Origin of the sequence: Weizmannia sp. FSL K6-3076 (assembly GCF_038007245.1) — a bacterium.
Lineage (GTDB): Bacteria > Bacillota > Bacilli > Bacillales > Bacillaceae_C > Weizmannia > Weizmannia faecalis.
Genome location: NZ_JBBOWU010000001.1, coordinates 2,417,760 through 2,437,480, shown reverse-complemented (window position 1 = coordinate 2,437,480; position 19,721 = coordinate 2,417,760). Strand labels below are relative to the sequence as shown.

Sequence of the window (19,721 nt, the reverse complement as noted above, 5' to 3'; positions counted from 1 at the left end):
AGAAACAGGGGATAGAAAACACAGCAGTTTACTTGGTATAATCATAAAATTTTGATAAGCGGCTGCTTTCTTAAAATTCAAGAAGGCAGCTCTGTTCATTTAGTAATGAGGTTTTATAGGTGTATTTATTGGTTCCATTTAGATCATTTTTCGCTGTGTTTCGACGAATAAGCTGTGAATGCAAGTGTACTATTCTGTCATACTCTGCCGCATGTCGTTTTACAGGGCTTCCTTTTAGGAACGGGAGATCGGGATAAGGAACGGCTGTCATGATTTATCTTTCTATATTGCTCTAAGTTATTGTTGCGTCCAGCATAGCGCGGGAAATGACAGATGATCGTGAATTCGCGGGGCAGATTGTACTGTCGGCATTCAGTTTTTTTATAATTTCAATTATTAGGAGGATTTCACATGGATCTAGACGATTTCACCCTTGACTTTTTCAGTTTAAAAGGCAAAGTGGCGGTGGTAACCGGGTCGGCGACAGGGCTTGGGCAGGCATATGCCGTTGCGCTGGCGAAAGCGGGGGCCGATTTGTATTTGCCGGTGCACCGGTCGAGCGGCGAGGAGACGAAGTCTCTCATTGAAAAACAGGGCAGGAAAGCCGTGATCGTAAAGGCAGATTTGAGCGGGAAAGAAGCAGCAAAGAAAGTGATTGATGGCTGCATTGAAACGTACGGCAAGATTGATATTCTTGTGAACAACGCTGGCATTATTAAACGGGCGCCGCTGTTGGAGTATAAAGATGAAGACTGGGAGAACGTTCTTGATGTGAATTTAAATGGCGTCTACTACTTAAGCCAGGCAGCCGCAAAAGAAATGGCGAAACAAAAAAGCGGGAAAATCATCAATGTTGCTTCTATGCTTTCTTTTCAGGGCGGGAAGTTCGTTCCGTCCTACACGGCCAGCAAGCATGGTGTTGCAGGCCTTACGAAAGCGTTTGCCAATGAATTAAGCACGTTCAATATCCAGGTCAATGCGATTGCCCCAGGATATATTGAGACTGCTAATACTGCCCCGATTCGTGCGGACGAAAACCGGAATGAAGAAATTTTAAGCAGAATACCGGCGGGCAGATGGGGACAACCTTTCGATTTAATGGGCGCCATCATTTTTTTAGCAAGCCCTGCATCTGACTATGTGACCGGCCATATTCTTGCAGTAGACGGTGGCTGGCTCGTGCGGTAAATCAACTTTGATTTATAAAAAATTCACAAGGAGTGATTGAAATGTCCCAAACCATGGAAACAAGATATACCCACAGCCCGGAAGACATCCGGCATTACACTACAGAACAGTTACGGAAAGAGTTTTTAGTGGAAAAGATTTTTGTTCCCGGCGAAATCATGCTGACTTATACCCATAATGATCGGCAGATTTTCGGTGGGGTTACACCGACAAATGAGCCGCTAGAGATCCGGCTTTCAAAAGAACTTGGTGTAGACTACTTTCTGGAAAGAAGGGAACTGGGCGTCATCAATATCGGAGGGCCCGGCAGTATCACGATAGAAGACAAAAAAGACCCGATGAAAAAACAGGACGGCTATTACATAGGAAAAGGGACAAAAGACGTCGTGTTTGAATCGGACGACCCCACTAACCCGGCGAAGTTTTATGTTGTTTCAGTGCCCGCGCATCACAAATATCCAAATGTGAAGATCAGCATTGACCAGATTACGCCGCGTGAAACAGGCGAAGATCTGTCTATGAACAAGCGGAAAATCTATCAATATATTCATCCGAATATTTGCGAGTCCTGCCAGCTGCAAATGGGTTACACTGTGCTTGAACCGGGCAATGCCTGGAACACCATGCCAAGCCATACGCATGATCGGCGTATGGAAACGTATTTGTACTTTGACATGGAACCGGATACACGGGTATTCCATTTTATGGGCAAACCGGATGAAACCAAGCACCTTATCCTATCTTCAGAACAGGCGGTGATTTCCCCGAGTTGGTCGATCCATTGCGGGGTAGCGACGAGCAATTACACGTTCATCTGGGCAATGTGCGGGGAAAATATCACCTATGATGATATGGATTTTGTCCCAATGGAAGAGTTGAAATAGAATGTATAGCAATAAGCTTCTCTTCTCCAAAGAGGAGCTTTCTTTTTTTACAAAAACAATACCGGAATTTCTTGACCAATCGCCATAATCCTCTATAATGAAATTGTAATACAAATAGTAAACTTAATTTCTTATTTAGAAATTATATGGAGGCGAATCAAATGAGCGAGATCATCACTGCCGGTGAGCCGCTTGTGTTGTTTATTGCGGATGAAAAGGGGCCGCTCCATGCTGTCCGGCATTATACCCGTTATATGGCCGGTGCGGATGTGAATGTATCTGTCGGGGTTTCCAGGCTCGGGCACACGGTTTCGTTTTTGACGCAGATTGGGGAAGACCCTTTCGGCGTATATGTGAAAAATTTCTTAAACAATGAGAACATTGATACCACCTATGTTTTTTCAACACCAACATATCCAACGGGTTTCATGTTAAAAGGGCTGTCGGAGATTGGCGATCCGGAAACCGTTTATTTCAGGAAGAACAGTGCTGCTTCTAAACTAACAAAAGAAGCCGTTCGCCAGGTTGATTTTTCAGAAGCAAAGATCCTCCATCTTGGCGGTATTTTGGCGGGATTAAGCGATAGTGGTTACGAGACAACTTTGGCGCTGATTGAAAAAGCCCGGAAATACGGCCTTACGATTACGTTTGATCCGAATTTGCGTCCGGTAATTTGGGAATCGGAAGAAAAGATGATGGAACGGACAAATGAAATCGCTTGCCTTTGTGATGTCGTCATGCCAAATGCAAAAGAAGCACAGATTTTAACCGGCGAGCATGAAAAAGAAAAGATGGCGGATTTTTACTTATCCAGAGGTGTGCGGCAGGTGATCATCAATTTAGTGGAAAAAGGTTCGTATTCAAAGAAAAAATTCGAAGATGGTTCATTTGCTGAAGCGGCAGTGCCAAAATATGAAGTGAAACATTTGGTTGACCGCATTGGGGCAGGTGATGGTTTTGTATCTGGCATTCTGGCCGGCATGCTGGAGCATCTTGACGATCAGGCACTTTTAATGCAGGGCAATGCGATTTGCTCCATCCAGATGCAAAGCCTCGGGGACAATGACGGCCTGCCGACGCGGGCAGCATTGGATGCGTTTATGAAATCGGCCGCCTTAGTAGCCACACGGTAAAAAGCCTAGCATTCCTGTTTCAGGAGCCTCATAGAATAGAAATCGTCCGGCACTCTTGTTTTTTCCTGGAGTGCCGGGCTTTTTCCCTTTTCAAACCCTTTTGTGTGAAAAATAAAAAAAGTACTTGACCAAAAATGAAAGTGTCTTATAATTTTTAATGTAAACCATAAATTATTTTAGGTTGACATATAAAAAGGGGTGACGGTAGTGGATTGGACGAATTTGGCAGAAAAGGTGATTGAAGGTTATGTGATAAGGGAAGAAGAGGCCAGGGAAATTTTAACGGTTCGTGATCATGAAGTATTAGCACTTGTCCATGGAGCCTATCAGATCCGCCGGCATTTTTATGGAAAAAAGGTAAAGCTGAATTTGATTATTAACGCCAAAAGCGGTCTTTGTCCGGAAGATTGCGGCTACTGTGCACAGTCAATTAAGGCGGCAACAAAAATCGACCGGTATCCATTAGTCAGCAAACAAACGATTGTGGAAGGGGCAAAGGAAGCGAAAAAGAATAAAATTGGTACATATTGCATTGTGATGAGTGGACGAAGACCAACCAACCGTGAAGTGGACACAGTAATTGCGGCAGTTGAGGAAATTAAGCGGGATGTGGAACAATTAAAAATTTGTGCCTGTTTAGGGCTCGTTACTGAAGAGCAGGCGTTCAAGCTGAAGGCAGCGGGTGTGGACCGGTTTAATCACAATATTAATACAAGTGCAAACCACCATGCGAATATCACAACCACACATGGTTATGAAGACAGAGTCAACACAATCGAAAACGTAAAAAAGGCAGGCATCTCCCCGTGCTCCGGTGTGATTTGCGGAATGGGGGAAACGGATAAGGACATTATCGATATGACATTCGCGCTCAAGGATCTGGACGCTGATTCTATTCCGGTCAACTTTCTGCATCCTGTTAAGGGAACAAAACTTGAAAATATGGACGAATTGACACCGATTCGTTGTTTAAAGAATTTGTCCTTGTTCCGGTTTATCAATCCCACAAAGGAAATTCGGATTGCTGGCGGGCGGGAATATCATTTGCGCTCTTTGCAGAATTTAGGGCTATTTATTGCCAACTCCATTTTTATTGGTGATTATTTAACGACAGAGGGCCAGGACGCAAAAGAAGATTACCAGTTAATTGAAGATCTCGGATTTGAAATAGAAGAAAATCCGTTCGAAACAGAAGGCCAGCAGTTCACTTTGTATCATTCGTAGATACGCTTCACTCTTAAACACCCCTAATTCACGCTTGGCGACCTTTTTTCATAGCAAATGAAAAGCATTCTTTTTTTGGTACTGATCCACTTGCCAAAGGAAAGGAATGCTTTTTAGCTATGGAATGGTAAAAACTGTGGCGCCCCCCAAACCATTCTTTTTATCATTCTCTCGTGATCTCGCGGAAATATTTCAGTCTAAATGGTTTAAATCTCAGTTGCTGCGGATAAATTTCTTCTCTCAATCCAGGCAATTCTCCGTTTTGGAGTGGTTTTTGCAATTTTTTTGATCGATCCCCTTTCAAATAGGCAAAATGTAACCCTGTATAGGTATATAGACTCATTTAGAATGATTGTTCACTATTTTTTTCAAATTCGGGATAAAATTTACGAGATTTATTGATTATAATGGTGTTTGATACATAGAACAAAAGGAGGAGACAGATTGCGAAGATTGATTTTTTTCGGGGGTGCGGGTTTTTTATTGCTGTTTGCGCTAAGTTTTGTGAAGCCTGCTTCAGCCGCCTCGTCTACCATGTATACGTGGACACCGTCGAAGCTTTATAAAACGGCGTCCGGCGCGGCTTACTCCAGAAATGTGAACAGCGGGACAGCGGTAACCGTCTACAGCAAGTCAGGCAAGCGCTATAAGGTGAAAGCAGGTGGGAAAACAGGTTACATTTATGCTGATAACCTGACAAGGAGCAAAGTGAAAAAAGAGGACTATTTTGGTTCGAAAATTTATAAGCAGGCGGCAGGCGGCCCGTATGTTGCTTCCGTACCGGCGGGGAAGATGATGTATATCAAAATGGAAGCAACGAAAAACGGCATGTATCTGGCCCACGTGATCGGAACCGGGTACAGCGGCTATGTTGACAAAACCCATTTTATTAAACCGGTTGTAAAATATACGTGGATGCCGTCTAAATTATACACATCCGCAACCGGAAATTCGTATAACAAGACGATTAAAGATGGGCAAAAGGTGTCGGTTTTTAATGGGTCGCACGGTCGTTACCAAGTGAAAGCAGGCAATAGCTCCGGATATATTTATGCGAACAACTTAACCGGCTTGCTCGCGAAAAAAACGGTCTATGCTTCTTCCAAACTGTATACATCTGCATCCCATACAAAATATACGGCTGTTATTAGACCGAATCAGCAGGTGTATGTGAAAGAAAGCACCCAAAATATGTCCCATATCTGCGTCGTTGGGACAACCCAAAGTGGCTGGATTTATACGAGCCACTTCACAAAACCTGCACCGGCAGCGGGTGGAACAACAAGCACAACGACGGGAACAAGCCAAACGGGGTCTTCCACAGCGGGTGGGAAAACGACGGGAACGGCAACCGGCAGCACGTCCGGATCTACAGGGTCTGCCGCAGCAACAAGTGGCACGACCACAACGGGCAACACTGGATCAGGTTCTGCATCCGGAACGACTACAACGGGAAACACCGGATCGGGTTCTACGTCCGGAACGACCACAACGGGCAACACTGGATCAGGTTCTGCATCCGGGACAGCTGCAACAGGCAACACCGGATCAGGTTCTGCATCCGGAACGACCGCAACGGGCAACACTGGATCAGGTTCTGCATCCGGAACGACCGCAACGGGCAACACCGGATCAGGTTCTGCATCCGGAACGACCACAACGGGCAGTACCGGATCAGCCACTGCATCCGCCACGACGACAAAGGGACTGGATGTCAGCCATTATCAAACTCTGACACAAGACAGTTTTAACCTTATGAAGAGCCAGGGCTACAATTTTGTCATTCTGAAAGCAACAGAAGGAAGCGGATATACGGATTCGAAGTTTTATACCTATTATAAGTATGCCAGAAACGCCGGCTTGTCGGTCCATGCTTATCATATGATCGGCAATTCCACCACCACTTCCGCACAGCATATTGCAGAAGCCAAGCATTTTTATCAAGTGCTGGCCCAAACAAAGGCGAAAACCGGCTATGCGTTTACGGGCTACGCTTTCGAAGATATAGAACCTACCGGGACGAATAGCATTACAACAACTTGGTGGGCAAATGCGGCCCCGGCTTGTGCTGGCTATTTCTTAAATGAAATGCAGACGCTCGGGCAGACGAAAGTGGGCATTTATGCCGGCTACTTTAATTGGAAAAGCTATCTTGAGGGCCATACAGATTCTTGGCCTAGCAATACCAAAATCTGGCTGGCACGGTATAACATCACGCTCGGTACGAATGCAGACGTTTGGCAGTACACCGAAACCGGAACGATCGATGGCATCACCGGCCATTTTGACCTTGATATCAGCTATGATCCTGATTTTTAAAAGATGTTCTCAAAAAAAAACGGCGAGAAACTGCTCTCGCCGTTTTGATTTGGCTTCCATCAGCATTGGAACATCCGGGCCAGCGCGCGGTATGATCGCAGAAATTTTCCCCGCCCGCTGGTTCAGGCCTCCACAAGCTTCCCGTTTGTTGCCGGCTCAGGTCTTTCGCATCTGCCAACTTTTCTATTGGTCAAGCGCCGGGCTGCCAAACGGCTCAGGCGGGGAGATTTTGATCAGGCATCCACAAATTCGCGGATTTTTTTAGCTGCTTTTCTGCTTGCCCCTCCCGGCAGGACAGTAAGCCCATAGAGTAAAAGCATAAAGAAAGCACATCCAAACAGCCATCTGTACAGGTGCCGGTTTATATGGGGACCGGTAATCTGTTTTGATACGGTAAACGTAAGGTCTGTTTTTGCCATCGGTTTGCCGTTTTGGTAAAATTGGCCCCCTCCGTACAAATCCATCTGCTCAAAATGTCCGCTTGGGCCGTTCGCATGAAGGAACATCCGGGCATGCGCCGGTCCGTAGAGTTGTTCGACCCGGAGTGCATAATGCCTGTTTTCACCGGGCAAGGCTTTTTTCAAAAGAAATGCCTTATAGCCGTTTGTTTTTCGCTTATGGTTTGTAAATTTTCGTTCAAACACCATTTTTTGCCGCCCGCCGCTTTTATGCCATAAAGAAACGCGGTATGCGGCTTTACCGTGGAATCGGGCAGGCATAAAAGCGACTCGGTCGAAAGCTTTGTCTGCGATAAACGTTTGGGTAACGGTATGATGCCGGTCAACAAGCGCAACAGGTTTTCCTCTGGCCGCCTGCTGGTTGACGATATAATCCTCGTATTTTTCGGTTGTCCCTGTGAATGCTTTTTCATTCCATTTGGCGCAAACGGCGAGCAGGACAATAAGGCTTAAAACGAGCAGCCAGTTTCCTGCTGTTTGCAGTTTCCATCTTTTTTGTGCCGGCAGCCATTTTTTTGCTTCCAAGAACTGATGCATCTTTTCAAGACCCCGTGCAGCGCAAAAAATCATCAATGGCGTGAACAGGAGGGAGTAGCGCGGTTCTGCTTCCCAAATAAAAACGAAAAACAAGTAGCTGCCAAATAAGCAAATTTGCATGAGTAATTGAACATCAAATCTTATTTTACGGAAGAACGTTAAGCCCGAAACGGCCAGCAGAAAGAGCGTTGCGATATGAAATACCTGGATGATAAACAACAGCACTTTATTCTGGTCTCCGTAAACATAGCGGTATGCGGCGTTGTAATGGTCCATCCGCTGATTGTACTTGGCGTAGGCCTGATCGCCTTGTGAAAATGTGCGGAAGGCTTTTACCGCCCAAAGCTTGAGTAGACCGGATGTACCCCTCGTTTCGATCCGCTGTTTGATCAGTGCATAATCCGCCTGTTTTTTTGCCTGTTGGGTGGGAAGACTTTCTGACAATCTCGTATCCGCGACATTGTATCGGCCTTCATTTGAAAGGCCAAGCGCCAGCCAGTGGGTTACCGGCGCCTTGATGGTTGCGTTTTCCCGGTAGCCGAGATGGTGGTAATACGCCTCTGCCCCAAAAGTGACAGGCAAAAAAACAAGCATAATGAACGCTATTCGCAGCACGGTTTGTTTCAGCCGGAGCGTGTAGAGCATGTAGATCAAAAGGGCAGGCAAAAGTAATACCATATTTTCCCTTAATTGGCATCCAACTGCAAGCACTGCACCAAGCAGAAAAAGGTATACCGGGCGCCCCGTCCGACTGTGGCCATACCAAAAATACACCGCCATGGACGGAAAGGCGATCGCAAGGCTTTCTGTATAAAAATACGGGATATAAAGAAAGAGCGGCAGCCATGTGATGGTGAAAACAAGCAGCAAATTTCCCGTTTTGCGGCCGGATGTTTTCACCGCCAGCAGCCAGAGAAAAAAGATCCCGATATTCAGGAATAAAGCCGCTGCCAGCTTATCTACAATCAAAAACCAGTCTGGATTTCCAAACGCTAGGTAGCGGTAAAGCAGGTAACGGGCAATGGTAATCGGTACATTGTTCGGGTACAGCTGCAAATAGTACTCATTTCCGAGCAATGTCCCGTGCTTTAATAAATACAAAGCTTCCAGATAAATATGGCCACCATCCACCTTGGGCGGCTGCACCCCGTGAAACAGGATAAGAATCGCCGTTTCAATAGACAAAATAACGGCAAACAAAAAGGCTGCCATTCTTTTCAGCCCTTTGTCTGAAAGCCTTGCAAAAATGCGGAAACAGCCAAGATAAAACAGGATGGCCACTACGGAAAAGAGGAACAGCGCTGCCATCTGCCCCGTTGAAATATTCCATTTTCCATCAAGCAGCACGAAATGCGGGTCATCTTTTTTGGCCCACAGCGGTGCGATAAAGAAACTGCCGATTGTGATAAGAGCGCATGACACCGTAAATATGATACTGAAAAGACTAATGGTTATCTTCTTCACGAACATGGAGGACTCACCTCATGTAATGTTCTTTACGCATAGAATCCATTCTCTGGCGTGTAATAGGTTAGTGGTGCATGAAAACAGTCTTTTTTATCATGCCCCGCCGCCTGCACTTCGTATTCTTGCATAATTTTCCAGGTTTCTCAAGGGACCAGTATAGCGGCTTATTCTGAATAAACCGTGAGAATTCCATGAAAAAACCCGCAGTTTTTCAGCGACCAATGTGGCACGCGGGAAACTGGCGACAAGCCGGCCGGTGATTTACGTGAAAGGTTTTCCGAGCGAAATACCGCGCAGCACGGTTCTATATAAGTTTTTACATCAAGCCTGAGCACCAAATTGCACGATGACTGTTTTTTACAGCAGGCAACAGAACTGCGATATATTCAGAAAAAATTGTCGGTTGATTTCCATCCTTTTGCATGGTCGTTTTAAGGAGGTGAAATGTTGGTCCAAAACGCCCTTAAAAGCCGTGCAGGCGGCTGCTGCTCAAAATACGGCCAATATTGGCAAAATACTTGTTGTAAGACATCCATCCGGTATACAATTCAATTGTTTAAAATCTGCTTTTTTGGTAAAAAACAGAATGAACTTCCCGGCAATTGCGGAAGTCTATTTATTGTAAAAAGAACAGGCTTCCGGAAAAGGAGGAAGACAGCTTGGCTAAAGTGCTCATTTTACCGCTTTTAAAAATGCCGTCCGGCCATCATCAGGTCGCAGAGGCGTTAATGCATAAATTGAAATGTATGGACAGTACCATTGAAATGAAAAAAGTTGATTTGATTTCCTATACGAGCGGGACGCTGGAGAAAATCGTCACGAAAATGTATTTGAAATGGATCCAGAAAGCACCGCGGACATACCAATGGGTGTACAAACATTTTATTTATGCGGATGCCGACCAGACCGCATTAATGAAACTCTATGAACTCTCTTTTATTAAGCAAATGGAAAAACTGATTGCCGAGGAAAATCCGGATCTTGTCATTTGCACGCACAGTTTTCCGTCGATGCTGCTCAGCCGGCTGAAGTCAAAAGGAAAAATTGATGTCCCGGTTATCAATGCGTACACTGATTTTTTCGTCAACGGCTTGTGGGGAAAGAAAGAAATTGACATCCATTTTGTGCCGAACCAAACGATCAAAACGACGCTCATCTGTAACGGCGTTCCCGAACAAAACATTTTTGTCACCGGCATTCCGATTCATGAAGCGTTTAAAGAAAGAACGGTTTTGCGCCATACATCACGGAAAAAAATCTTAATATCCGGTGGCAGTAGCGGCCTCGGCGATCTGTACCGCCTTCTGAAGGCATTAAAACGGGAACAGCCGGGCAGGGCCGATTATTATGTGTTATGCGGAAAAAACGAAAAGCTGTATAACAAGCTGAATGGATGGGGGATGAAACATATCATCCCGGTTCCCTATATCCAGTCCAGAAAGGAAATGAGCCGGCTGTACGATGAAGCGGATGCGATCATTACAAAGCCGGGCGGTGTCACGATCAGCGAAGTGATTCAAAAAAAGTTGCCGATTTTTATCCACTCCGTCCTCCCCGGTCAGGAAGAAATCAATCTTGCTTTTTTGAAACAACACGGGCTTGTCTTTGAACTGGACTTCACCAAACCGGTGGAGGAACAGGTGATGGAAATTTTGGAAGACGGGAAGCAACTGGCCCGGTTTTACCGGCGGCTGCGCCAATACGGGAGCGAAATCGAACTCAGGGGGAAAGAATTTGATGTATTGATCCGCGGTCTGCTCGGCCGCAAAGCAAACCAAACGCCGGATAAAGTGCTGAAGGACCAGTACTATGTTTCAACCTCTTATTGATTTTTTTGCGGGGCGTCTATGGGGCCGTATTGCTGGAAAGGACTTGTCGTTTTTGTTTCCGGGTACTTTTACCATCTTCCTGCCGTGGAGTTCGGGCGCATGTTTCAGGCCGGCCCAACGCTTGCATCGGCTTTTTGCCGCCCGTTTTCCGGCCGGTATGGGGTACTCCTATCCAAATGAGGCGCTAAGCGGATGAAAAAAACTTCCTGATGGCGGAAAGGAAAATATGCCATAATGAACATGGAATGAAATGGGCAAGTGCACCTGCAATTTCCCGGCCGCTTTTGCACATGCCCGGGCAACGACAAAAGATCGCGTTGCTTAAGCAGGGAGTTGAAAATGGTGGAGCAGGATTTAACACAGTTGATCCGGCAGGCAAAAGCAGGAGATACAGATGCGTTTGCCGTGCTGGTGGCCCGGTTTAAAGGGGAGGTGTTCCGGCATGCATATGCCATGACAGGCGACCGGATGGAAGCGGAAGATATCTCCCAGGAAGCATTTGTGAAAGCCTGGTACGCCCTGGATAAACTGGAACATGCCTATGCTTTTGCCTCCTGGATGTCGAAGATCGTCTCTCATTTATGCTATGACCGGCTGAAAAAAATGCGAAAAAAAGTGGATCTTCAGGCGGAAATAGAAGAGGAGCCACTTAGGAGGCCAACTTCCAATATCGACAACGCCAATTTGAGATTTGACATCCGCAGCGCGATGGAAAAATTGTCGCCGGAACACCGGGCAGCGATCGTATTGCGCGATATCCAGGGCTATTCCTATGAAGAGATCGCAGACATCTTGAACATCCCGCTTGGTACCGTCAAGTCGCGCATCAACACAGCGAGAAATATTTTGAAAAAAGAACTTTCAAGAGGGTGATCACATGGAAACACACGTCCGGGATTTATTGCCGGCCTTCATGGATGATGCGTTAAGTGAAACGGACCGAAAAAAGGTTGAAGCCCATCTTGCCCTTTGCCCGGATTGCCGCCGCGAACTGGAAGAATTGGAGGCGGTCCAGGCGGAAATCAGCCGTTTTTACCATTCGGTTGAGGTGCCGGGAATCCAGTTTGAAAAGGCGGTTCTGGCTACAATTATGCCGCAGGAAAAATTGGCGATGCATTACCGCGTGTTTGTCTGGTTCTTTGCGGTTTGCTGTGCCGCTTCTGTGCTTGCCACCTACCCGGTGATGAGAAAACCGTTTTATGTCGGCATGAATATTTTTCAGGCCCTCTTCAATATTCTTTCAAGCGGCTTTCATATTGCGCTTTCCATTCTTTCCGCGCTCCCGGCTTTGTCTGCGGGGATTATGGTGGTGATAGCGGTGATTTTGGCCGTTTGTATCTGGATTTTGTTTGGCCTTCTCACCATGAAGCCGGTGAAGGAGTAGGGGATGGAGAAAAAAATGAAAGCCGCAAAAATATTGATTTGCTTATTGTCCTTGCTCCTGCTTTTTCTGAGCGCAGGGGCGGGTTTCCACCCTGCGTTTGCAAAGGAAAAAAGAATGAGAATCATCATCCACGACCGGCATACGGTCATCCCGAAAAATGAAAAAGTCGAAAATGTCGTTGTGATCGGGAATAACGCGACCGTCAGCGGATATGTCAAAACAGCCGTCATTGTGATCAATGGGAATTTGAATATTCGTAAGTCAGCGGATATCCGCGGCTCTGTATTTGTGCTCGGTGGAAATATCAAACAGCAGCCGGGTGCCCGTGTAACGGAACATGTCCTATCTATCAATATGAACAATAAAACGCTTGACAGTATGATTTTTGCCGCTGTCATGCTTCTTGCCCTCTGGTTTTTCCGGCTTTCCGCAAGCCTACTGTTGATTGTGTGCACTGTTTTGTTCGGCTTAGTCGCGAAAAAACCGTTTTTTTCTGGGATTCGGTCCTTCTACACGCGGCCCGGAAGGATGATCATTACCGGCTGCCTGCTGTCGCTTGTCGTCCTTGCGCTCAGCCTGTTTTTGACGATTACAGTGGTATTAATACCGGTTGTCCTTCTGTTATGCCTTGCTGTTTTTGTATCCCTCCTGGCAGGACTCGTGTTTCTTGGCCGGGAAATCGGTAGCACCTTTGCCGTTTTAAACGGCAGGCAGGAATGGCTGAAACTGTTAACGGGTGTGACGATCCTGATTGCCCTTTGCAGCATCCCGCTCGTCGGGGAAGTCATTTTCCTGATTTTGTTCTGGTACTCGCTCGGGCTTTCGGTCACATGGCTATTTCAAAAATGGAGAAACAGGAAAAAACATGCGGCCGCAAAATAAGGAGCCGCATGTTTTTTTGTGAGTACCCGGTTGCGTTTTTTTGCCTGTCCTTGTTGAAAAAAAATTCCAAACGGGGTTTTTGTTTCCGAAAAAAGCCTTGCCTGTTTCTTTTTTTCGAAGCAAATTTTTACAGTGTTTTCCATAATTCGTTTAAATGGAAGAGTAGGAAAACAATGACCGCAAATTTTTATCGCCTATAAATGAACTTTTCTTTTACCCTCAAAGTCTATTGTATTGTATCGAAAGAGGCCGCATGAGAAGGAGAAGCGGCGCGTTTTCTGTAAACAGACCGAAAAGCAGGGGGGAAAAGAGAATGGCCAACAAGAAAAAAGACAAAGTGTTGATATTAACAGGCGCTTTTGGGGAAGGGCATTTGCAGGCCGCCCGGGCAATTGAACAGGCGATGAAAATTCGTTCCCCAAAAGCAGACCCGGTTGTCGTCGATTTCATGGAATGGGTCCATCCCACCTTATTCCCGGTCAGCCACTATGTTTATATGAAAGGTATTGAAAAGTTCCCGAATCTTTACGGGTATTTGTACCGTAAAACGTATGGAAGGAATGCCCTGTCAAAAACATTGACCGGCTTATTTTCAACGGGGATGAGAAAGACGCTGCGGATGCTCGAAACGATACGCCCATCCGTTATTGTCAGCACCTATCCTTTTGCGTCTTCTATGATTTCAAAATTAAAGGAATACGGGCTTACGGATATTCCGCTCGTTACCGTCATTACCGACCATACGCACCACAGTTCATGGCTGCACCCGTACACAGATCACTATGTCGTTGGTTCGCATATGTTGCGCCGGCAGTTGATCAGGCTCGGCATTCCCGGCCGAAAAATTTCCTGTACAGGGATCCCGATTAAACCGAGTTTCCTGAAACCGGTGAACAAGCAGGCTTTGTACAAAAAATACGGCCTCGATCCGGCGTTACCGGCCGTGCTTGTCATGGGCGGCGGGGAAGGCCTGTTCGGAGACGGGCTGTTCACGGCTGAAAAACTGGACGAGGTACCTTTCCGCATGCAGCTGTTGATCGTGTGCGGGCATAATGAAAAACTACGCGCCCGCCTGATGGATGATCTGAAAGGGACGAAGCATAAGGTTTTCGTGCTCGGCTATATTGATTATGTGCGTGATTTAATGGCTGTCTCGGACGTGATGATTACGAAACCGGGCGGCGTGACAACAGCGGAAGCATTGGCCATGGAACTGCCGATGATTTTATACAAAGCGCTGCCGGGCCAGGAAGAAGATAACGCAGCCTTTTTAACACAAGCGGGCGCAGCAGTTGAGGCAGCAGATGAAGGCACGTTAATCCGGTGTTTAGCCCGCCTGAATGAAAACAGGGCACAGCTTGCGAAGATGAAAAGAAACACGCTATCGATTCAAAACAGAGAGGCCGCTTTTCGGGTGCTTTCCGTTATTGACCAGGCGAAATATGCACGGCTCATTCATGCGTCTGATCCGGAAATGCCGGATACCGCGCACGGAAAGTATGCAAGGATGCGAAAAAAGGCTTTGCTTGTGCATCACCCGCATGAATCTTTGGATGAAAGGAGCGGCACGGTTTGGAAGTCATCATCTGGGTATTGATTTTATTCATTCTCATATATGCTATTATTCCATATGTTTTAGCGGCCAAACTCGGTTTTTGGGTATGTTGGAAAGGAAAAAAAGATGCGGAGATTGCGCTCACCTTTGATGACGGGCCGGACCCGGTCTATACGCCGGTACTGCTTGATCTTTTAAAGCGGGAAAGAATTAAGGCCACTTTCTTTCTCGTCGGGGAAAGGGCGGCCCGGTATCCGGAACTCGTTTTGCGCATGTCGCGTGAAGGGCATTGTATCGGCCTTCATAATTATAAGCACCAGTGCAACTGGCTGATCAGCCCTTGGAAAAATGCGCGCACGCTTGAGCAGTCGGCACGGATTATTGAAAACATCACCGGCGAGAGACCGGTTTTTTACCGCCCGCCGTGGGGAATGATGCATCTGCTGGACTTTTTTCTGCACAAGCAGTTCCGCATGGTGCACTGGTCGAAAATGTTCCGCGATTGGAAGAGAAAAGGCGGTTCGGAAAAGGTTTCAAACGGCCTGATCACCCGGGTGGAAAGCGGCGATGTGATTTTGCTGCATGATTGCGGCGTCACGCCGGGCGCAGATGAGGATGCCCCGCAGTATACAATTGAAGGTTTGCGGGTTGCGATTCCGGCATTAAAAGCGCGCGGCTTCCGGTTCGTGCGGATGGACGAGATGTTTGACAAACATTTTTCTATCAAAACCAGCCATAGAAGAAAGGAAATAGAGCCATGAATGAGAACGCCAGATTGTTTTTTATGGTCCACAACTTGTCAGGGCATGAAAAATTACTGGATGACATCATGATTTTTTTTACACAGGATGCCTTGCCGCTTTTTGCCGCTGTTTTATTGATTGTGTGGTTTTTAGGCAATGATAAAATGAAAAACATGGTGCTTTATGCCGGCATTGCCGGTGTTGCCGCTTTGCTGGTCAATTATGTGATTACGCTTGTTTATTATGAACCGCGGCCATTTGTCACGTATCATACCAGCATTTTAATTCCGCATGCGGCCGACGACTCATTTCCGAGCGACCATGCGACAGGCACGTTTGCCATGGCTTTCGCCTTATGGGTGCGGAACCGGAAACTCGGATTAGCGATGATGCTCTGTGCCGTTTTGACCGGCATTTCCCGTGTATGGGTCGGGCACCATTATCCGGGGGATATTGCGGCAAGCATTATTGTTGCCTTGTTAACAGTATGGACCATCCAAAAAATGAAAGGGTTGTTTGACCCGGCTTTTAGCACGCTGATCGGCTGGTATCATGACATATGGGCGAAAATTACAAAAAAAGGATATAAATGACCCGGCAAAATCTATCGAAAAGAGGGCGGGACACCATCTAGCACTGTGCCCTGTCACTCTAAATCAATTTAAAAGACGTTGCGGCACGAATCGAAATGGTGCCTCAACGTCTTTTGTATTTTATATCTATATAGGGCTTGCTGAATAAGCGAAATTCCTAGATTTGGAAAGGATGCTGACAGCTTTGGCAACCATTTAAATGCAAAGGTTTTACAACAAATCCAGGGAAATGCCTGCACGCGAAAGCCGATTCAACGTATGGAGAAGACAAACTCACGCATTTTCGCATATATTTTGCGATGGAGTTTGCAGACAAATTGGGTACAAATTCAGAACCGGATTCGTTCAGCAAGCCCTATATAAAGTGAACAAAATGTTGCCGCTCTTTTGCCTGCCGCAAAAAGTCATCATCCGGCAAATTGGTGCGCGGGCTTGATGCAAAAACTGAAGAGCATTTTATAAATGTGCATTTAGCGGCACCGCAAACCTTCATCCGCCAGTTATTTCCTCGAAACAGCCGCCTCTACTTCGCTCATCGGAATGCCGAGTGCGCGCGCGACGCCCTCGCCGTATGCCGGATCTGCATAATAACAGTTCGTAATATGGCGGAGCTGGACTTCTCTTGTCGTTCCCTGCATATTGCGGGCGGTGTTTGCAAACAGTCGTTGCTGTTCTTCCGGCGCCATCAGCCTGAACAGTTTGCCGGGCTGTTCATAATAGTTGTCGTCATCTTCACGGAAATTGTGATAGTCAGCCGTACCTAAAATATCGAGTGCCGGTTCTGCGTGCTCCTTGCTGTCTTCCCATTCGCCGTAACTGTTCGGGCTGTATGAAACGGAACCGCCTTCAGCCGGATTGAAAACCCGCATTGCGCCATCGCGGTGGTACGGATGGAAGTGTTCCGCTTTTTTCGGATAGTTGACAGGAATTTGCCAGTGGTTGACGCCTAACCGGTAACGCTGCGCATCGCCGTAAGAGAAAAGGCGGCCCTGCAGCATTTTATCCGGCGAGAACCCGATGCCCGGCACAATATTGGTCGGGGCGAACGCGGCCTGTTCGACTTCTGCAAAATAGTTTTCCGGGTTGCGGTTCAGTTCCACGATACCCACTTCAATCAACGGAAAATCTTTATGGTACCATACCTTTGTTAAATCGAACGGATTATACGGAAGGTTTTTCGCCTCTTCTTCCGTCATCACCTGGATGTACATCGTCCAGCGCGGATAGTCGCCGCTTTCAATCGCTTCGTACAAATCGCGCTGATGGCTGTCGCGGTCGCGGCCGATGATTTCCTGTGCTTCTTCATCCGTCAGGTTTTTGATGCCCTGTTGTGTTTTAAAGTGGAATTTGACCCAGACGCGTTCATTGTTTGCGTTGAACATGCTGTACGTATGGCTGCCGAACATATGCATATTCCGGTAGCTTGCCGGAATGCCACGGTCGCTCATCGTAATCGTTACTTGGTGGAGCGCTTCAGGAAGCAGCGTCCAAAAATCCCAGTTTGCCTGTGCACTGTGCATATTGGTGCGCGGGTTGCGTTTGACGACATGGTTCAAATCCGGGAAACGTTTCGGGTCTCTGAGGAAAAATACAGGCGTGTTGTTCCCGACAAGGTCCCAATTGCCTTCTTCTGTGTAAAATTTCATGGCCGTTCCGCGGATATCGCGTTCGGCATCCGCCGCGCCGCGTTCGCCGGCAACGGTTGAGAAACGGATGAACATATCGGTTTTTTTGCCGACTTTTGAGAAAAGTTTTGCCTTCGTATATTTCGTTATATCGTTTGTCACCGTGAATGTCCCGTAGGCGCCGGAACCTTTTGCATGCATCCGCCGCTCCGGGATCACTTCTCGGTCGAAGTGGGCCAGCTTTTCAATAAACCAGACATCCTCCATCAATAACGGCCCTCTTTTGCCGGCGGTTTTTGAATCTGTGTCATTCGGAACCGGGGCACCGAATGCAGTTGTCATTTTTTTGTTGTCTTTTTGATCGCTCATCATGTTCCCACCTTTTGCTATTTGATATCTATATTATAACTGGTTCATTATAAAAATCAATATTTATTTATAATAAATTTAAAGTAAAGATTATCATATCAATGGAAAGGAGGACTAATAGAAGTGTGAGGGAAATGTGCTATTTTCATTTGCAGCGTTTGATTATCAATTGTAGAATAGGGAAGGAGGGAGAAAAGCGTCTTTGATCGTTTTTTCGGCCGGGATGATGCCGCCTGCAGCCTGCTTTTCATAGTAGCTTTGCCGGGCATTTTTTGGTATAAATAAGTTAAACGACTGGATGAGGATGAATCACATGCTGAATGAGAAGCCAAACCTGGAGAACGATGCATCTTTTCATATTCCGGAAAGCGGTTTATTATACATACAAAAAACGCAGGCTGTCATTGAATATATGACGCAGAAATCCTGTGTATACGAAGTTCTTTCCGAGTATTTAATGATTCCGTTTGAAGCAAAGGATACTTTATTTGATATCATAAAAGATATGCCCGAAACGGTTGATCTTTTCACCAGTGTCCATCCGTCCGGATCCGGATTTTCGACGCTCTCCCTGCCGCTTTCTCAATTGAAAGAGCGCATCCGCTATGAGATGCTTGTGAAAGTGATTATTTCCGGCAGCCTGACAAGTTATTTTCAGCCGATCATCCGCATTCAGGACAACCAAATATACGGCTATGAATCTTTGCTGCGCACCCGTTTGCCGAACCGGAACATTCCCCCAGGCCTGTTATTTGATGCCGCCCATAAAACCGGGCTGCATTCGTTATTGGATTTGCGCGCCAGGGAAGCGGCACTGAAAGCCCGTGTTGAGAAACTGCCCCGCGGCGTGAAGAGCTTTATCAATTTTTTGCCCGCTTCGATTTATGATTACAAGTTTTGCTTGCGGCATACGTTCACTTTGATTGAACAGTACGATATTTCCCCCGAGGACCTTGTCTTTGAAGTCGTGGAAACCGAGAAGATCAACGATGTCCACTTTTTAAAAAAGATACTCGGGATTTACCGTGATCTTGGCGTCAGCGTGGCGCTTGATGATCTCGGTTCGGGGTACGCAACGCTTGAAACTTTGAAAATCTTAAATCCGAACTATGTGAAAATCGACCGTTTTTTTATTTCCCATTGCGACGAGAATAAGGTCAAACAGCGCTTTTTGCAGGAAGTCATGGAAATTGCGGGAGAAACCGGTATTTATGTGCTAGCGGAAGGAATTGAACGCGAAGAAGAACTGCTCTATTGCAAATCGATCGGCATGCATTTGGCGCAAGGGTACTATATTGGAAAACCCGCTCCCGAACCCGCTGCGATCATTCTTGGGGGAAATTAGGGGCTTTCGGGTTTTGCAATGGCCGTTTTTGTAGCGTTTGCTAAAAAATGAATCTTCATTGCGTTTACGAGGCTGGACCTGAAAGATAGGTCGGCTTTTTTAATTTCTTCAGCAAGGATGCGAATCAGCGGACCTGGAAAAAAAGAGAAACTAGCCGTACAGTGAGGTCAAATTGTTCTTTTGCGT

Annotated in this window: 15 protein-coding genes; 13 read left to right on the top strand and 2 right to left on the bottom strand. The window is 46.5% G+C overall.

Annotated features, from left to right (window positions below):
* Positions 1-411: 411 nt before the first annotated feature.
* The 5 genes from kduD to NSS95_RS11670 all read left to right on the top strand — a co-directional run bounded on the left by kduD (position 412) and on the right by NSS95_RS11670 (position 6,748).
* Positions 412-1,188 (top strand): 2-dehydro-3-deoxy-D-gluconate 5-dehydrogenase KduD, encoded by a 777-nt coding sequence (gene kduD, locus NSS95_RS11690; RefSeq protein ID WP_340713906.1) that lies wholly within the window; start codon positions 412-414, stop codon positions 1,186-1,188.
* Positions 1,189-1,241: 53 nt separating this feature from the next.
* Entirely contained in the window at positions 1,242-2,072 is an 831-nt protein-coding gene (kduI, locus tag NSS95_RS11685; RefSeq protein WP_026104668.1) for a 5-dehydro-4-deoxy-D-glucuronate isomerase, read from the top strand.
* Positions 2,073-2,233: 161 nt separating this feature from the next.
* On the top strand, positions 2,234-3,205 hold the full coding sequence (locus NSS95_RS11680) for a sugar kinase (protein WP_251459786.1): 972 nt from the start codon (positions 2,234-2,236) through the stop codon (positions 3,203-3,205).
* 207 nt (positions 3,206-3,412) lie between these two features.
* Positions 3,413-4,429 carry a biotin synthase BioB gene (gene bioB, locus NSS95_RS11675; protein WP_168985491.1) on the top strand — a complete coding sequence of 339 codons (1,017 nt, stop codon included), beginning with the start codon at positions 3,413-3,415 and terminating at the stop codon, positions 4,427-4,429.
* A gap of 444 nt (positions 4,430-4,873) precedes the next feature.
* Positions 4,874-6,748: a glycoside hydrolase family 25 protein gene (locus NSS95_RS11670; RefSeq protein ID WP_168985490.1), complete on the top strand. Its 1,875-nt coding sequence runs from the start codon at positions 4,874-4,876 to the stop codon at positions 6,746-6,748.
* A gap of 233 nt (positions 6,749-6,981) precedes the next feature.
* Here the strand turns inward: NSS95_RS11670 and NSS95_RS11665 are convergent, their stop codons facing one another.
* Positions 6,982-9,213 carry a glycosyltransferase family 39 protein gene (locus NSS95_RS11665; RefSeq protein ID WP_104851533.1) on the bottom strand — a complete coding sequence of 744 codons (2,232 nt, stop codon included), beginning with the start codon at positions 9,211-9,213 and terminating at the stop codon, positions 6,982-6,984.
* A 665-nt stretch (positions 9,214-9,878) separates the two neighbouring features.
* Between NSS95_RS11665 and NSS95_RS11660 the strand changes: the two genes are divergently transcribed.
* The 7 genes from NSS95_RS11660 to NSS95_RS11630 all read left to right on the top strand — a co-directional run bounded on the left by NSS95_RS11660 (position 9,879) and on the right by NSS95_RS11630 (position 16,196).
* Entirely contained in the window at positions 9,879-11,039 is a 1,161-nt protein-coding gene (locus NSS95_RS11660) for an MGDG synthase family glycosyltransferase (RefSeq protein ID WP_235801597.1), read from the top strand.
* Between the two features lie 339 nt (positions 11,040-11,378).
* Positions 11,379-11,912, top strand: coding sequence for an RNA polymerase sigma factor (locus tag NSS95_RS11655; protein WP_017552008.1), 534 nt, complete (start codon positions 11,379-11,381; stop codon positions 11,910-11,912).
* Positions 11,913-11,916: 4 nt separating this feature from the next.
* Positions 11,917-12,423 (top strand): anti-sigma factor family protein, encoded by a 507-nt coding sequence (locus NSS95_RS11650; protein ID WP_326244493.1) that lies wholly within the window; start codon positions 11,917-11,919, stop codon positions 12,421-12,423.
* A gap of 3 nt (positions 12,424-12,426) precedes the next feature.
* The gene (locus NSS95_RS11645; RefSeq protein WP_013860166.1) at positions 12,427-13,305 is read left to right on the top strand and encodes a hypothetical protein; all 879 of its coding nucleotides are present in this window, start codon (positions 12,427-12,429) and stop codon (positions 13,303-13,305) included.
* Positions 13,306-13,618: 313 nt separating this feature from the next.
* Positions 13,619-14,902, top strand: a complete 1,284-nt coding sequence (locus NSS95_RS11640; RefSeq protein WP_014097506.1) for an MGDG synthase family glycosyltransferase — start codon at positions 13,619-13,621, stop codon at positions 14,900-14,902.
* Positions 14,878-15,621 carry a polysaccharide deacetylase family protein gene (locus tag NSS95_RS11635; protein ID WP_017552011.1) on the top strand — a complete coding sequence of 248 codons (744 nt, stop codon included), beginning with the start codon at positions 14,878-14,880 and terminating at the stop codon, positions 15,619-15,621. Before NSS95_RS11640 ends, NSS95_RS11635 begins: the two co-directional genes overlap by 25 nt.
* The gene (locus NSS95_RS11630) at positions 15,618-16,196 is read left to right on the top strand and encodes an undecaprenyl-diphosphatase (protein WP_260832041.1); all 579 of its coding nucleotides are present in this window, start codon (positions 15,618-15,620) and stop codon (positions 16,194-16,196) included. Before NSS95_RS11635 ends, NSS95_RS11630 begins: the two co-directional genes overlap by 4 nt.
* A gap of 500 nt (positions 16,197-16,696) precedes the next feature.
* On the opposite strand, the gene NSS95_RS11625 is transcribed toward NSS95_RS11630, so the two are convergent.
* A complete protein-coding gene (locus tag NSS95_RS11625) occupies positions 16,697-18,190 on the bottom strand; it encodes a catalase (protein ID WP_014097509.1) in 1,494 nt (497 codons plus the stop codon).
* A gap of 313 nt (positions 18,191-18,503) precedes the next feature.
* Here NSS95_RS11625 and NSS95_RS11620 point away from each other — a divergent pair, with 313 nt between their 5' ends.
* Positions 18,504-19,535, top strand: coding sequence for an EAL domain-containing protein (locus NSS95_RS11620; protein WP_035189616.1), 1,032 nt, complete (start codon positions 18,504-18,506; stop codon positions 19,533-19,535).
* Positions 19,536-19,721: the final 186 nt, after the last annotated feature.